Source organism: Pedobacter fastidiosus (genome assembly GCF_014306625.1).
Lineage (GTDB): Bacteria > Bacteroidota > Bacteroidia > Sphingobacteriales > Sphingobacteriaceae > Pedobacter > Pedobacter fastidiosus.
On sequence record NZ_JACRYL010000015.1, the window covers coordinates 2,705 to 18,098 of the forward strand.

A 15,394-nucleotide genomic window follows, 5' to 3' on the forward strand; every position below is an offset into this window, starting at 1 on the left:
CAGGGTGAGGTTTTAAAACGAACGCTAAGAAATAAAGCAAAATGCAATATTTCTTAGCTTTTTTTTGTAAAAAATTTCGTTAACTACCAATTCTCTCGATTTATTTTTATGTGAAAATTTTGTATATTTAATTTATGAAAAGTCAGGAAAGTAAATTATTGGAAAGAATTACATTCATCCCCGGACTAATGGGCGGAAAACCCACGATTAGAGGTAATAGATTTACTGTAATCGATATTTTAGAACTATTGTCGTCAGGAATGACACATGAACAAATTTTAGAGGAACATCCCATCCTCGAAGCTGATGATATAACGGCAGCGTTAGTCTTTAGCACAAAACAACTCAGGGATGAATACATTTACGAATGATTGGGAATTTTGGCTAGATGAGAATATTTCTCCAATAATAGCAAAATGGCTGATGGATGAAATCAACATTAAATGTATTTCATTTCACTTTCTAAAATTGAACAAAACAGCTGATTTAGAGATCTACAATCTTGCTCGAAGTAAAGAAAAAGTAATAATCATATCAAAGGATTTAGACTTTCGTGAACTCGTTTCTTGGAAAGGAACACCTCCTAAATTAATTTTCCTTGAATTTGGAAACTGTTCAAATCAACTTCTTTACGAGAAATTAAAAACCAAAATTTATGATGCCATCCAGCAACTTATCTATGGAGATTTGGATATATTTGAAATAAAAAAAGATTAATATGCAATTCGGTAAAGTAGACGACCCATCAATTATAGATTTCACATTTCCTGCAGATGCTCCAGAAACCTTAGCCATATTAAAGGCCAATAAACCTAAGCAAAATTTTAAAGCTTTTGTAGGCTGTGCCAAATGGAATAAGGCAGATTTAAAAGGCTTTTATCCGAAAGGGACGAAAGACGAGTTGACTTACTATTCTACTCAATTTAACTCTATAGAATTGAACGCCACCTTTTATGGAATGCCATCAAAAGAGCAAGTAATCACCTGGACAAATAAAGCACCTGCTGATTTTAAGTTCTTCCCTAAATTAACCAATACCATCAGCCATTTTAAAAGATTAATCAACGTTAAAGAGCCTGTAGAAACTTTTTGCGATGCTGTGAGTAATTTCGAAGATAAACTGGGAATGGCTTTTCTTCAGCTACACGATAACTTTAAACCGAAAGATTTCGAGAGACTAAAAACCGTTTTAAATGAATTTCCAAAAGTAATTCCTTTAGGCGTTGAAGTTAGAAATGAAGAGTGGTTTTCAAACCCTGCTGTGGCAAATGAGTTTGCCCAACTATTTGAAAAAAATGGAATTGCAAATATTATAGTAGATACTGCGGGCCGAAGAGATATGTTGCATATGCGTTTAACTACTCCTACGGCATTTGTTAGATTTGTTGGTGCCAATGTAGATGACATTGACAAAAAACGCTTGGATGATTGGATTGAAAAAATAGTGGAATGGAAAGACCAAGGACTTGAAAACCTATACTTTTTTGTTCACCAAAATGTTGAACTTTCATCACCATTGTTTTCGGCATATTTTACAGAAAAGTTAAACAAGGCTATTGGAACTGATTTAAAGATTCCTGTTATGGCTAATGGTAATACCCCACCAACCTTATTTTAATATTATATATTCTTTGGCTAGTCGGGATTTGCAACCCCGACTAAAGACCTAAGATTTAAAATCCCTATTAAACAACTCTTTTGTAAATCGTTTCAGTAGCTTTTGTTTCCTCTCCCTCCGGCGAAATATTGTAAGCACTAAAAACAATTTCATTAGCATTTACAATTTCTAGCGTGGTTCTCCAGCCCCAAAGTTTATCTCCATATTCTGGACTTCCATAAGTACCAAGAATTGAAAATCCCTTTTCTGTTGCTTCGCCACTAGAAAGCATAATTTGAGTCCCCATGTGAAAGCTATCCATCCAACTTGCTGAGAATTTTTGATACGGAATATCGAAGCCTATAATCATCTTACCTTCAAAGGGCTTCTCCTCTAAACTTCCTTGATAATCAAAAGAAATAAAACGACTACCTAAAATAGAAGAAATTACAGCCTTAGATGGCGATTCATCTGATAAAACATCTGCTTCAAACCAAGTTTTTGTATTGCCTTCCCATTCTCCAACTAATCCTTGAAGTAGTTTATGCGATCCTTCTTCTAATGATTGTTCAAATTTGCTTTTTGCCATATTTCAAATTTATAAAAATTGTTGTATCGATGTATAGTTATAATATAAGTTGAGATGAGATGAAAATTGATTATTGCTGTTTGATTATTTAGAAAATCACTATATTGTTATATGCTAAAAAGTCTAGATTTAAGTCAGGTAATGGTTATCGATATCGAGACTGTCCCCCAATACTCATCCTTCCAGAACGTCCCTCCTAACCTTCAAGAACTTTGGGAACTTAAAACTCATTTTCAGAGATCACCAGAACAAACTGCAGAAGAATTTTATGAAAAGGCTGGGATTTTAGCTGAGTTTGGAAAGATTATCTGTATCAGCTTAGGGATTTTTAGTTATCAAGATAAAGCCTATTCGCTCAGAATCAAATCTATTTATGGAGATGATGAAAAAGAAATCTTAGAGCAGTTTTCTTCCCTCCTAGAAAAACAAGTACCCACTTTAATGTTCTGTGCGCATAACGGAAAGGAATTTGATTATCCATATCTATGCCGACGACTCTTGGTTAATGGCATAGAAATTCCTGTTCAGTTACAAATTTCGGGCAAAAAACCTTGGGAAGTTAATCACCTAGACACCATGGAACTTTGGAAATTTGGCGATTACAAACATTATACCTCATTAAATTTACTGGCTACAATTTTAAATATCCCTACACCTAAAGATGATATAGATGGAAGTCAGGTTAGGCAGGTTTATTACGAAGAACAAAATTTAGATAGAATTGTAACCTATTGCCAAAAAGATGTAATAACTACAGCGCAAGTGCTATTAAAATTCAAAGGCATGGACATAATTTCAGCAGAAAACATTACAATTGTAGTCTGATGTTAAACGTAGAAGACTTAAGTATTGATTTCTATAATCAAGATGAAAAAACTTGGTTTAAAGCTGTAAAAAAAATTAGCTTTAATGTTAAAAAAGGTACTGTTCTTGGCATTGTTGGTGAATCTGGTTCAGGCAAATCGGTTACCTCGTTTTCCATTATGCGCTTACATGATGAGCGTTCTGCCAAAATTACTGGCGACATCGATTTCGAAGATATTAGCTTGCTCAACTTAAGTTCAAACGAGATCAGACAATTTAGGGGAAATCAGATTTCGATGATTTTTCAGGAACCCATGACTTCCTTAAACCCAGTTTTTACTTGTGGTTATCAAGTTGCCGAAGCCATAATTTTGCACCAAAAAGTAAGCAAGGCTGAAGCAAAAAAGCAAACCATTGCACTTTTTAACGAAGTACAGTTACCTCGACCAGAAAAGATATTTGAAAGTTATCCGCATCAAATTTCTGGCGGACAAAAGCAAAGAGTAATGATTGCAATGGCTTTGAGCTGTAATCCGAAACTCTTAATTGCTGATGAACCCACAACAGCATTGGATGTAACCGTTCAGAAAACCATTCTTCAGTTATTGCTTAAACTCAAGGAAGAAAGAAATATGGCGATGATTTTTATTTCACACGATTTAGGTGTAGTAAATGAAATAGCCGATGAAGTAGCTGTAATGTACAAAGGCGAAATTGTAGAACAAGGATCTGCAAAATCAATTTTCGAGAATCCTCAACATCCTTATACAAAAGGATTGTTGGCTTGTCGACCTTCTCCAGCACTTCAATTAAAAAAACTGCCAGTTGTAGCCGATTTTCTTACTGGAAAAATTGATGATGCTTCTGCTCATCTTCAAGCTTCTAATCAATTAACAGAAGCGGAAATTGCGCTTAGAAGAAAACAATTATACGAACAAAAACCATTGTTGCAGATTAAAAACCTCTGTAAATGGTATCCAATAAACAATGGCTTTTTCGGTAAAACAACTGAATATGTTAAGGCGGTTGATCAGTTAAATTTTGAAGTTTTTCCCGGTGAAACTTTAGGATTGGTTGGAGAATCTGGCTGTGGAAAAACCACTTTGGGCAGAACAATTTTGCGTTTAATTGAACCCACCTCAGGAAGCATTATTTTTAACGGACAAGACATTACAAATATCGGTAAGGCCGAGCTGAGAAAACTAAGAAAAGATATTCAAATTATCTTTCAAGATCCTTATGCTTCTCTAAATCCAAAGTTAAGCATCGGTCAATCCATTTTAGAACCATTGCAAGTTCACAATCTTTTTTTTAATAACGAAGCGGGTAGAAAACAACGGGTTTTAGAATTACTTGAAAAAGTGGGCTTAAAGGAAGAGCATTTTAACCGTTATCCGCATGAGTTTAGTGGAGGTCAGCGTCAGCGTGTAGTAATTGCAAGAGCACTGGCATTAGAGCCAAAATTTATTATTTGCGATGAATCAGTTTCGGCACTGGATGTTTCTGTTCAAGCTCAAGTACTCAATTTAATTAAAGATCTTCAGCGAGAATTTGGATTAACCTATATTTTTATCTCGCATGATTTAGCCGTAGTTAAGCACATCTCCGATCGGATTTTGGTTATGAATAAGGGCAAAATTGAAGAAGAGGGTTTTTCAGAGCAAATTTTTTATGCGCCTAAAGCAGACTATACGAAAAAACTAATCGAAGCTATCCCAGGAACTTAAGCTAATTTAACAATCTATTATTAGCGCAATCTAAATGAACGGTCGTCATTCCCATGAAGATGGAAATCTTAATGCAAAATTTTATAACGCATTAAGATTTCCGCCTATGAAGAAAAGACGAAAGGAATAGCAGAAAACAAACTTATTCGCCTTTAAATTCTCTTCCATTTTCGTCATTCATCATCCATTTTCCATCTTACATTAACCATCCTTTGCATCTTTTCTGTATCTTCGATAAATTCATTTTAGCATATGGCAAAGAAAAAATCTGCAAATATAAAATTGGTTCTAAATCAATTGGTTAGTGATGTTTTTGAGAAAAACGATAATCAAGCACTTAATTATAAGCAAGTTTCTGCCAAGTTAAATCTAAATGATCAAGAATCAAGAGACACCATTCTCGAAGTTTTAAAAGACGGAAAAAGTGCTGGGGTTTATTTGGAACCAGAAAAAGGCAAATTCAAACTTAAAGATCTTCAAACATTTATTGTAGGTAGAGTTGATATGACCGCTGATGGTTCAGCCTATATTATTCCTGATGATGAATTTGAAAAAGACATTCGCGTTGCTCCTCGCAAGCTTAAAAATGCGCTTCATGGCGACAGCGTTAAAGTATATGTTTTTGCAAAAAAGAATGGCAGTAAAAGAGATGGTGAAGTTATCGAAATTATCAAGCGTGCTAAATCTGATTTCACGGGCGTAATTAAAATATCCGATCGTTTTGCCTTTGTTATTGCAGACGATAAAAAAATGATGCACGATATATTTGTGCCATTGGCCGATATTCTTGGCTCAAGAAATGGTCAGCGGGTTTTGGTTTCCTTAACAGATTGGCCAGAAGGTGCAAAAAATCCAATTGGTGTTGTTAAGCATGTTTTGGGCGATCAAGGCGAAAATAATACTGAAATGAATGCCATCTTGGCTCAGTATGGTTTTCCACTTTCCTTTCCACCTCAGGTAGAAAAAGAAGCGAATGCCATTCCAGAAGAAATTCCAGCAGAAGAGATTGCCAAACGTAAAGATTTCAGAAAAGTATTAACTTTTACAATCGATCCGGCTGACGCGAAAGATTTTGATGATGCCATTTCTTATCAAAAATTACCTAACGGAAATCACGAAATAGGTGTTCACATTGCCGATGTTTCTCATTATGTAATCCAAGGAACAGATTTAGATAAAGAAGCTTACAGCAGAGCTACATCAGTTTATTTGGTAGATAGGGTAATTCCAATGCTTCCAGAAAGATTGAGTAATGGTGTTTGTTCGCTCCGTCCACATGAAGATAAACTTTGCTTTGCAGCTGTTTTCGAATTGGATGAACAGGCAAATATCATTAATGAATGGTATGGCAGAACTGTAATTCATTCGGATAGAAGATTTAGCTATGAAGAAGCTCAAGAAGTAATCGAAAGTAAAGAGGGAGATTACGCAAAGGAAATCGAAAAACTGAACGAACTTGCGTACATTTTGCGAGATCGTAAATTTAAAAATGGTGCAATAAGTTTTGAAAGCACCGAAGTGAAATTTAAGTTAGATGAATCCGGAAAGCCCATTGGTGTTTACGTTAAAGAGCGTAAAGATGCCCATAAACTTATTGAAGATTATATGCTTTTGGCCAACAGAAAAGTGGCAGAATATATTGCTAAAAAGGTGAAGGGCGAAAAGAAACTTACATTTGTTTATCGCGTTCACGATTCTCCAAACATGGAAACCCTAAACACTTTCGCAACTTTTGCTTCTAGATTTGGGTACAAAATCAACACAAAATCTGATAAGGAAATTGCAAAGTCGCTTAACCATTTAATGGCTGATGTAGAAGGAAAAAAAGAACAGAATATTTTAACTTCATTAGCCATTCGTTCTATGGCCAAGGCAATTTACACGACTAAAAAAACCAGTCACTACGGATTAGCTTTCGAATATTACACACACTTTACCTCTCCAATTCGTCGTTATCCTGATGTGATGGCGCATCGTTTGCTCCAAACTTACCTTGATGGTGGAAAATCTGCTGATGCAGAATTTTACGAAGTTGCTTCGGTACATTCTTCAGCAATGGAAAAAAGAGCCGCTGAAGCAGAAAGAGCATCCATTAAATACAAACAGGCAGAATATCTCGAAAACAATATTGGTTCGGTTTACAAGGGTATCATTTCTGGTGTTACAGAATGGGGAATGTATGTGGAAATAGAAGAAAATAAGTGTGAGGGAATGATTCGATTGCGAGACATTTCCGATGATTTTTATGTACTCGATGAGAAAAACTACTGTATTGTTGGACAAAGAAAAAAGAAAAAATATCAACTAGGTGATGAAGTTATGATTCGAGTGAAGAAAGTTGATCTTTCCAAACGTCAGATAGATTTCACCTTAATTCCCGATTAAATATTAAAACCATTTTGTGCTGAAAGGCACAGCGTTACCGCAAACATTTTACATGCAAACAATAGAACAGCTCCAAAAACTTTTAGAAACTGCAATAAAAAATCTTAAGTTCCCAGATCAGCCAAAACAGCTTTACGATCCGATAACGTATATTATTAACCTTGGCGGAAAACGCATCCGTCCGTTATTGGTATTAATGGCCACCGAACTTTTCGGAAAAGATGCCAACGATTCCATTCATGCTGCAATGGCTGTAGAGGTTTTTCACAACTTTACCTTGGTGCATGATGACATTATGGACAATGCACCTTTACGCAGAGGCCAAGCCACAGTACACGAAAAATGGAGCACCAATACCGCCATTCTAAGTGGAGATGTAATGATGGTTGAAGCAAACAAAAACTTGGCAAAAGTTAATCCAATCTTTTTAAAGGATGTTTTGGATACATTCAATGCCACCGCACAAGGCGTTTGCGAAGGCCAACAATTGGATATGGAATTTGAAGAACGAAGCGATGTAAGTATTGAAGAATACATTAACATGATTCGTTTAAAAACTGCCGTATTATTGGGCGGCGCTTTAAAACTTGGTGCAATCATCGCTGGTGCTTCAGAAAAAGATGCCGATTTAATTTACCAATTCGGAGAAAACATTGGAATTGCTTTTCAACTTCAAGATGATATTTTAGATGTTTATGCTGACCCTGAAAAATTCGGAAAACAGGTTGGTGGCGACATTATTGCAAATAAAAAAACGTTCCTTTTACTAAAAGCATTTGAATTGGCCGATGGCGAAACCAAAAACGCACTTGAAACTTGGACAGGCTACAAAGAATTCGATAGCAAAGAAAAAGTAGAAACCGTTAGAGGTGTATATGACACCTTGGATATTCAAAATATCGCCAAAGAAAGCATGAATAATTACTTGAATAAAGCTTTAGAAGAATTTGATCAAATCAATGTTAGTAAGGAGGCTAAATCAAACCTTTTAGCGCTAACCACGCAGTTAATGGCTAGAGAATATTAAAAAAGCAGGCTCTAAATTAGAACCTGCTCAGATTTATATTGTTTTTTTGGGTTAAGCTTTTGCCAGTTTAAATTTAATCCAGAAATCTGATGATTTACTTTCACTTACACCGCTTTCTGGTGGCCGTTGTCCACCACGGCCACCTCCCATTCCTCCAGCCATTTTTCCGCCGCCCATTCCGCCACCGTGGCCGCCTCCCATACCACCTCTTCCACCAGGTTTACCACCGCCTTCTAGGCTACCTGCTCTTTTAAGATTAGATTTACCAGGGGAATTGATTTTAATGTTGTATACAAGCGGTTTTTTCATTTCAGCATCAACTTGGAGTTGTGAAAGTGGAATACTAATTTCGTATATTAAATCTCTATTCGGTTTAATGGTCATGCCAGCTTGAATGCCATAACTGTTTTCAAGAGGTAAATCACCGTCCGAAATATTTTTAAACCCAGAAACTCGGATGGTTTTATTCATTCCAGCAAAATCGTGTGGTATGTCTCCATTCTTTTCTAAAGGCATTTTGCTTAATTCATCTTTGGGCAGTTCTCCATCTTTTGGCACTGGTGGCCTTTCCATTAATGGAAAAACAAGGTTAATTCCCGTTTTCTTTTTGCCTTCCGTATTTATGTTCAGCGTAATTCCACCTCTTAAAACACTAAAAGTAGTTTGAGGATCAAGCGATTCGATAATAACATATAAATTCTTATCATCGTTAGCAAGCGCAAATGCAAGCTTCGTATCGGTATTGTATTCGTTAAGGGGCTCATTCCATTCCTTAGAGATTCCATCTGCTTTAAATGGCTTGGTCATTCGCATATTATCTTCTACTTCTTGGGCTTTTAAAGTAGATAATCCAACAAAAGAGGTAACAAAGGCAAGGCAAAGTACTTTAATATTCATCGCAGTTATTGTTTGTTTAACTGCGCTAATGTATTGCGATGCTTTGTTAAAAAGTGTTATTTAACAGATTTTAACGCTGTAAAAAATGTGGTACAAAAAAAAAGCTTTCTGAAATAAATCAGAAAGCTTTTCTATAATTTGAATACTAATTATTCTGCTGGTGCAGCTTCTTCAGTAGTTTCTTCTTTTTTAGTCGCTTTTTTCGCTGGAGCTTTTTTAGCTGGAGCTTCTTCAGCAACAACTTCTTTAGCTACAGCTTCTTTTTTAACTGCTGGTGCTTTTTTTACTGGTTCTGCAACAACTTCAGTTTCAACGTAAGGAAGAATTGAAACGTACGATTTGTTATCAGCTTTTTTTCTAAAAACTACAGTACCATCAACCAAAGCAAATAAAGTATGATCTTTACCAATACCAACACCTTTATCTGGGTGATGTTTCGTACCGCGTTGACGTACCAAAATGTTCCCTGCGATAGCTAACTGACCACCGAAAACTTTAATACCTAAACGCTTACTATGCGATTCACGTCCGTTTTTCGAACTACCGGCTCCTTTTTTGTGTGCCATGATTTTATATTTTTTTCAATCTCTAAATAGAGAATGATTGGGTTAACAATTAATTATAGAGTGATGTCAGAAATCTGAATCTTAGTGAAAAACTGGCGGTGACCGTTTTTCTTTTTGTAACCTTTTCTACGTTTTTTGTGGAAAATAATTACTTTATCACCTTTTAAATGAGATATGATAGTAGCTGAAACTTTAGCACCTTTAACTGCAGGAGCTCCTACAGTGATTGCACCACCATTATCAACCAACAATACATTATCAAATTCAATACTAGCGCCTTCATCTCCTTGCAATCTGTGTACAAAAAGGTGCTGGTCTTTAGCAACTTTGAATTGCTGTCCTGCTATATTTACTATTGCGTACATTGTTTAAATATTAGTTTTATAATTTTTATTTAACGAGGTGCAAATATAGAACAAATACTATTAACACACAAACACATATTGAAAATATTTTTAGGTTAAATTCCATCATCCTTTTTACACTTCTCCGAAGATTTCTTCAACAACAGAAAGACTTTAATAAAAGCTTGATAATTAGCATTTTATTAAAGTCTTTGAAATTTTAATAATTCGCTGAAAGTATTCAGCGTTTAAAATAAACGTAGATTATTTTCCGCTTCTTTTTTCAGCTTGATTGATGGTTTCTTCAATTACCTTTCTCATTTGAACAGCAGCATCCAATAATTTCGGGTTTCCATCAAAATCGCCATAGAGTATCACATGTTTTGATTTTTCCTTATAATTAAAAGTCATATCGTAACGCGGAACCGACATAGATTTTGCGCTCTTTTTACCAATGGTATCCGGAAAATTCCAAAGACCAATTTCGTTGGCTTTGCCGTGCATGTAAAAGATATCATCGCTTTTTAAGAAAACCTTTTTCTTAACAGTCGAATCCTTAGAATTTACGTATTGATAATCGCCATTGGCAGAATTATAATGATTTTCCAAGGTATCTTTTACGCCCCAGCTAAACTGCATAGAAACAAAATCCGCTTTGCGGAAAGGTGCGTTTTGGATAATCGGCCTGTAATAAATGTAACAGTAAATAATCATCGGAAGGATGATGGAAAGCGCTAAAAATATTTTTTTTCCTTTGTTCGACACGGAAATTAATTATTGAATGAGTAAATTATTAATTGATTGTTTTAAAGACTACAAAGCTTAAAAATTTTATTGAAGTTCTAAACATCCTAAAATCATATATTTCGAGATGTTAGTTAAATCTTAAAATCCTACTATCTTATAAATCTTAGCCTTCTTTAAGTTCGCCCTCCCACTTACTAACCACTGCAGTTGCAATACTATTACCAACCACATTTGTTGCAGAACGGCCCATATCCAAAAGTGGATCAATCCCGATTAATAAAGCCAAACCGGCTTCTGGAATATTAAAACTAGCAATTGTACCTGCAATAACTACTAATGATGCTCTTGGAACGCCAGCAATCCCCTTACTGGTCAACATTAAAATTAGCAACATAGAAATTTGCTGTTCGAAACCTAGGTGAATGCCGTAAGCTTGGGCAATAAATAATGAAGCAAATGTCATGTACATCATCGATCCATCCAAATTGAAGGAATAACCCAATGGAAGCACAAAACTTACAATTTTATCTTTACAACCGAAACGTTCTAAAAGCATCATCGTTTTAGGATACGCGGCTTCGCTACTCGCTGTACTAAAAGCCAAAATAGCAGGCTCCTTCATATCGTTTACCAAGCGGAAGACGCGTTTCTTTAGGATCAAAAATCCTAAGAAAATTAACATGGCCCAAAGAATGGCTAAGCCAAAGTAAAACTCTCCGATAAAAATTGCGTAGGTATTGAGCACATTTAAACCCTGCTTGGCCACAATAGCCGTCATAGCTCCGAAAACAGCAAGTGGTGCAAAGTTCATTACATAACCCGTCATTTTTAAGATTACGTGAGCAATCGCATCAAACGCTTTAATTACCACCTGACCTAAATCTCCGATGGCAGCTGTTGCTACACCAAAGAAAAGAGAGAAAACAACAATCTGCAGAATCTCATTTGTAGCCATAGATTCGGCTATACTTTTAGGAAAAACATGGGCAATAAAATCCTTAACACTCATTGATGCCTTTTGGATTCCTGTGTTCACTAATTGGTCTGGAAGGGTTAATTTCATGTGTTTTCCTGGTTCGAATAAATTAACCAAGATTAAACCTAAAACCAATGACATTAAAGACATGGCTAAAAACCAACCCAAAGTTTTACCACCAATCCGGCCAACAGCCTTAATATCACCAACTTTTGCAACACCTACAACAAGGGTTGTAAATACCAATGGCGCTACAATCATTTTAATCAGGCGAAGAAAAATATCACTTAAAAGTGTAAAGTATTCGAGCTTTTTTTCGCGGATTTCTTCGTTTTCTCTTTTAATTTTAGAGTTGGCCTTTTTGTCGGCTTTTAACTGCGTAAATGCTGTAGTTGTTGTATCGGTAGATTTTGCAATGCTAACTTCGATACTTTTAACTTTCGCATCGGCAGTGAGGATATTTTGATTGTAAACATCAATCGAATTAACGTTTAAAATATAGCCCAGTGCAATCCCTGCAATCAGCGCAATAAAAATAAATAGCGTGAGTTTGTTTTTCTTCATAAATAATAAAAGTTTGTGGCCCCGTTAATTTGGTAAAACTAACGATATTTAGTCCTTGGAACAAATTTTGATTTTCCACCGAGTAAAATTTAAAGGGATTCCGAAAATCTTAAATCTGAGTGAAGCGGTAATTACCTAGAAGAATAAACATATATCGCCGTGGAGAAAACTCAAAGTTTTACCTGCGAATTGAAGACGTGTTGCAAAAACCTCCCCCAGCCCCCTCCAGAGGGGATACTAAGTGGAGATAGCGATGAGGAAAAAACTCAAAGTATATATACATCTTAGATATGGCACCTGTATCCCCCGCTGGCGGGGGAATTAAAGGGGGGGGTGTTATTCTATCAAAACTCAAAGGTTTGTGTTTGCTAATTGAAGATGTGTAACAAAAACCTCCCCCTGCCCCCTCCAGAGGGGATACTAAGTGGAGATAGCGATGAGGAAAAAACTCAAAGTATATATACATCTTAGATATGGCACCTGTATCCCCCGCTGGCGGGGGAATTAAAGGGGGTGGGGTTATTCTATCAAAACTCAAAGGTTTGTGTGTGCTAATTGAAGATGTGTAACAAAAACCTCCCCCTGCCCCCTCCAGAGGGGGATACAAAGGGCAGATAGCGATGAGAAAAAAACTCAATGTATAATACATTTTGCAGGTAGGGCACCTGTATCCCCCGCTGGCGGGGAATTAAAGGGGGTGGTAGTTATTTTATCAAAACTCAAAGATTTGTGTGTGCTAATTGAAGATGTGTAACAAAAACCTCCCCCTGCCCCCTCCAGAGGGGGATACAAAGAGCAGATAGCGATGAGGAAAAAACTCAAAGTAATATACATCTTAGATATGGCACCTGTATCCCCTTGCCCCCTCCAGAGGGGGGATACAAAGAGCAGAGAGCGATGTGGAGAAAAGCCATGTATATATACATTTTGCAGGTATGGTGCCTGTATCCCCCGCTGGCGGGGGAATTAAAGGGGGTGGGGTGTAATTATTAATTAAATCCAACGCTATGTATCCCAAGAAACAAATTTTGATTTCCTACCCTGTTAAATTTATTCTATTTTTGAAATCTGCTGTAACAAACCATCCTCAGTAAAATCTAAAAAGCAACCTCAACAATTTAAATGGAACAAAAAGACAAGTTATTTAAGGAAATCTTCGATTCGAATTCCAAGAAAATATTCCATTTGTGTTATGGCTATACTGGCGATACCGATGCAGCTAACGATCTTTTACAAGAAACATTTTTAAAAGTTTGGCAGAATCTTGATAAATTCAGAAACAAATCTTTAATCTCTACTTGGATTTATAGAATTGCCGTAAATACCTGTTTAACATACTTGAGATCAGAAAAGCGACAAGCTAAGGATGAACTTACAGACAATATAATAGAAAATAAAATTGAAGAGTTTTCAGAAAAAAATGAACAGGTTGCACTTTTATACACTTGTATATCTAAACTGGAAGAAAACGACCGTTTGATTATTACCATGGTACTTGATGAATTGCCTTATCATGAAATAGCAGATATCTCTGGCATTAGCGAGGGAAATTTAAGGGTAAAAATTCATCGCATTAAACAAAAATTAACAGAACTATATAACCAGTATGCAAGCGTTTGATCAAATACAGGAGTTGTGGCAAAAGCACGAGGTAGAAGTTAAGTTTTCTGCTGATGAAATGTTGCAACAGGCTAAGAAAGAGGTTAATGGAATAAAGCTTAAATCGGCTTTAAACATTGTGGGTATGCTGGTATGTTTTATTGCCATTGCAGGCGGTTGGTTATTTTACGAGTACGAATCTTGGACCACTCATGCTGGTTTTGTGATTTTTCTTGTAGCCATTTTATCTACTACAGTAATTTTATACCGCGATTATAAATTAATTTCCAAAAACGATTTTACAGTCCATCCCAAAGAATTTTTAGAAGGTTTAAAAACTTATCAGGTAAACCGTTATCGTCTTTACAATCAAATGTATTGGTTCTATACCACAGCACTTTCCTTGGGCTTTATTCTTACATTCATCGAATTATTACCTAGACTTGGCGTTGTTCAAAAAGTAGTTGCAGTAGGCGTAACTTTCGTTTGGCTAATATTCTGTTCTACAATTTTTAGAAAAGCTGCTTTGAAAGGCGAAAAGGAAAGAATTTCATTATTGATTGAGAAGTTTGAGCGCATAACTGGACAGATTTCTACACCAGAATAATTTTAGGCACGGTTTTTTCGCTACAGAAATTACTGATGAAAAAACTGATTGTTCCCATACTTTTTTTGCTGGCTTTGCCATGTACTGCTTTTAAGCAAGAGTTTACTGAACCTGTACAATTAAATTGGGAAACTTATTTTAAGGGCAAAGCCGATTTGCGTTCTCCTTTTTTCGCCCTTACCGCAATGACTTGGAAATACAGTTATGAATCTACCACCTATCGCAATCGCGTTGTAATCAATTTAAAAAACGAGATTAGTATTGATAAAGATCGATCTTGGGTAAAATTAGATAGAATAAGGGATCCGGAAACCAGTGCCAATCTTCTTCATCATGAACAGGGACACGTAAATATTCAATATATTTTACTGCTTGAAGCGGATAGAGTTTTAAAAAATAGAAATTACTCCATTAAAAACTACAAAGCTCAAATTTCTGATCTTGCCAACCAAATCAGTAGTTTTTTTGATACCATGCAGAAAAATTATGATGAAGAAACCGAGCATGGTAGCAATCATAAAATGCAAGGCAGATGGGATGTAATTATTCAGGACAAAATGAATGAATCCAAAGCGGCGCTTGCAGATCTAAAAAAATAATTTAGGGATAAATATTATTCCACCAACTCCCAAAGCCAAAAATGCACAGACTAAAACTGCAGCGGCTGCCAAATCTTTAACAATTTTAATTTTTGGATGATAATCAGGAGAAACAACATCTGCAAGGTTCTCAATGGAAGTATTAATAATTTCTGCTACAAATACCGCGGAGATAACGGAAAGCAAAGCAATCCATTCTAAACTGGAAAGTTTTAAATATATGGAAAGACCAATTGCAACTACCGCAGCAAAAAAATGGATTCTTCCGTTATGGTCCTTTAGAAAGAAAATCTTTAACCCATTGAAAGCATATTTAAAGCTTTTAATTCGATCTACAATTGAAAATCTAGGGTTTTCCTCCTTCAT

Annotated in this window: 17 protein-coding genes; 10 read left to right on the top strand and 7 right to left on the bottom strand. The window is 35.9% G+C overall.

Features of this window, described 5'->3' with window-relative positions:
• Positions 1 to 134 precede the first annotated feature (134 nt).
• The 3 genes from H7U22_RS16180 to H7U22_RS16190 are packed head-to-tail and all read left to right on the top strand — an operon-like array spanning position 135 to position 1,618.
• A complete protein-coding gene (locus tag H7U22_RS16180) occupies positions 135 to 371 on the top strand; it encodes a DUF433 domain-containing protein (RefSeq protein WP_187072384.1) in 237 nt (78 codons plus the stop codon).
• The gene (locus H7U22_RS16185; RefSeq protein WP_187072385.1) at positions 352 to 717 is read left to right on the top strand and encodes a DUF5615 family PIN-like protein; all 366 of its coding nucleotides are present in this window, start codon (positions 352 to 354) and stop codon (positions 715 to 717) included. Before H7U22_RS16180 ends, H7U22_RS16185 begins: the two co-directional genes overlap by 20 nt.
• Before the next feature lies 1 nt (position 718).
• On the top strand, positions 719 to 1,618 hold the full coding sequence (locus tag H7U22_RS16190) for a DUF72 domain-containing protein (RefSeq protein ID WP_187072386.1): 900 nt from the start codon (positions 719 to 721) through the stop codon (positions 1,616 to 1,618).
• A gap of 67 nt (positions 1,619 to 1,685) precedes the next feature.
• Here the strand turns inward: H7U22_RS16190 and H7U22_RS16195 are convergent, their stop codons facing one another.
• Positions 1,686 to 2,186, bottom strand: a complete 501-nt coding sequence (locus H7U22_RS16195; RefSeq protein ID WP_187072387.1) for a DUF1579 domain-containing protein — start codon at positions 2,184 to 2,186, stop codon at positions 1,686 to 1,688.
• Positions 2,187 to 2,297: 111 nt separating this feature from the next.
• Here H7U22_RS16195 and H7U22_RS16200 point away from each other — a divergent pair, with 111 nt between their 5' ends.
• From H7U22_RS16200 to H7U22_RS16215, 4 genes are all read left to right on the top strand, one after another.
• On the top strand, positions 2,298 to 3,011 hold the full coding sequence (locus H7U22_RS16200) for a 3'-5' exonuclease (protein ID WP_187072388.1): 714 nt from the start codon (positions 2,298 to 2,300) through the stop codon (positions 3,009 to 3,011).
• The gene (locus tag H7U22_RS16205) at positions 3,011 to 4,717 is read left to right on the top strand and encodes an ABC transporter ATP-binding protein (protein ID WP_187072389.1); all 1,707 of its coding nucleotides are present in this window, start codon (positions 3,011 to 3,013) and stop codon (positions 4,715 to 4,717) included. Before H7U22_RS16200 ends, H7U22_RS16205 begins: the two co-directional genes overlap by 1 nt.
• 252 nt (positions 4,718 to 4,969) lie before the next feature.
• Positions 4,970 to 7,102, top strand: coding sequence for a ribonuclease R (gene rnr, locus H7U22_RS16210; protein ID WP_187072390.1), 2,133 nt, complete (start codon positions 4,970 to 4,972; stop codon positions 7,100 to 7,102).
• 52 nt (positions 7,103 to 7,154) lie between these two features.
• Positions 7,155 to 8,129, top strand: coding sequence for a polyprenyl synthetase family protein (locus H7U22_RS16215; protein WP_187072391.1), 975 nt, complete (start codon positions 7,155 to 7,157; stop codon positions 8,127 to 8,129).
• A gap of 51 nt (positions 8,130 to 8,180) precedes the next feature.
• Here the strand turns inward: H7U22_RS16215 and H7U22_RS16220 are convergent, their stop codons facing one another.
• From H7U22_RS16220 to H7U22_RS16240, 5 genes are all read right to left on the bottom strand, one after another.
• Positions 8,181 to 9,026, bottom strand: coding sequence for a hypothetical protein (locus tag H7U22_RS16220; protein ID WP_187072392.1), 846 nt, complete (start codon positions 9,024 to 9,026; stop codon positions 8,181 to 8,183).
• A gap of 149 nt (positions 9,027 to 9,175) precedes the next feature.
• Positions 9,176 to 9,592 carry a 50S ribosomal protein L27 gene (gene rpmA / locus H7U22_RS16225; protein WP_187072393.1) on the bottom strand — a complete coding sequence of 139 codons (417 nt, stop codon included), beginning with the start codon at positions 9,590 to 9,592 and terminating at the stop codon, positions 9,176 to 9,178.
• 53 nt (positions 9,593 to 9,645) lie between these two features.
• Complete coding sequence (gene rplU, locus H7U22_RS16230; protein ID WP_187072394.1) at positions 9,646 to 9,957, bottom strand: 50S ribosomal protein L21; 312 nt, start codon at positions 9,955 to 9,957, stop codon at positions 9,646 to 9,648.
• A gap of 243 nt (positions 9,958 to 10,200) precedes the next feature.
• Complete coding sequence (locus tag H7U22_RS16235) at positions 10,201 to 10,701, bottom strand: hypothetical protein (protein ID WP_187072395.1); 501 nt, start codon at positions 10,699 to 10,701, stop codon at positions 10,201 to 10,203.
• A gap of 145 nt (positions 10,702 to 10,846) precedes the next feature.
• Complete coding sequence (locus H7U22_RS16240) at positions 10,847 to 12,223, bottom strand: dicarboxylate/amino acid:cation symporter (protein ID WP_187072396.1); 1,377 nt, start codon at positions 12,221 to 12,223, stop codon at positions 10,847 to 10,849.
• Positions 12,224 to 13,345: 1,122 nt separating this feature from the next.
• Between H7U22_RS16240 and H7U22_RS16245 the strand changes: the two genes are divergently transcribed.
• From H7U22_RS16245 to H7U22_RS16255, 3 genes are read left to right on the top strand one after another with little or no spacing between them, the layout of a single operon-like run.
• Complete coding sequence (locus tag H7U22_RS16245; protein WP_109924789.1) at positions 13,346 to 13,843, top strand: RNA polymerase sigma factor; 498 nt, start codon at positions 13,346 to 13,348, stop codon at positions 13,841 to 13,843.
• Positions 13,830 to 14,429, top strand: a complete 600-nt coding sequence (locus tag H7U22_RS16250) for a hypothetical protein (protein ID WP_187072397.1) — start codon at positions 13,830 to 13,832, stop codon at positions 14,427 to 14,429. The genes H7U22_RS16245 and H7U22_RS16250 overlap by 14 nt, the downstream gene beginning before the upstream one ends.
• A gap of 35 nt (positions 14,430 to 14,464) precedes the next feature.
• A complete protein-coding gene (locus H7U22_RS16255; protein ID WP_187072398.1) occupies positions 14,465 to 15,028 on the top strand; it encodes a DUF922 domain-containing protein in 564 nt (187 codons plus the stop codon).
• Here H7U22_RS16255 and H7U22_RS16260 read toward each other — a convergent pair.
• Positions 15,017 to 15,394, bottom strand: a complete 378-nt coding sequence (locus tag H7U22_RS16260; RefSeq protein WP_187072399.1) for a diacylglycerol kinase family protein — start codon at positions 15,392 to 15,394, stop codon at positions 15,017 to 15,019. The two genes, H7U22_RS16255 and H7U22_RS16260, sit on opposite strands and share 12 nt — an antisense overlap.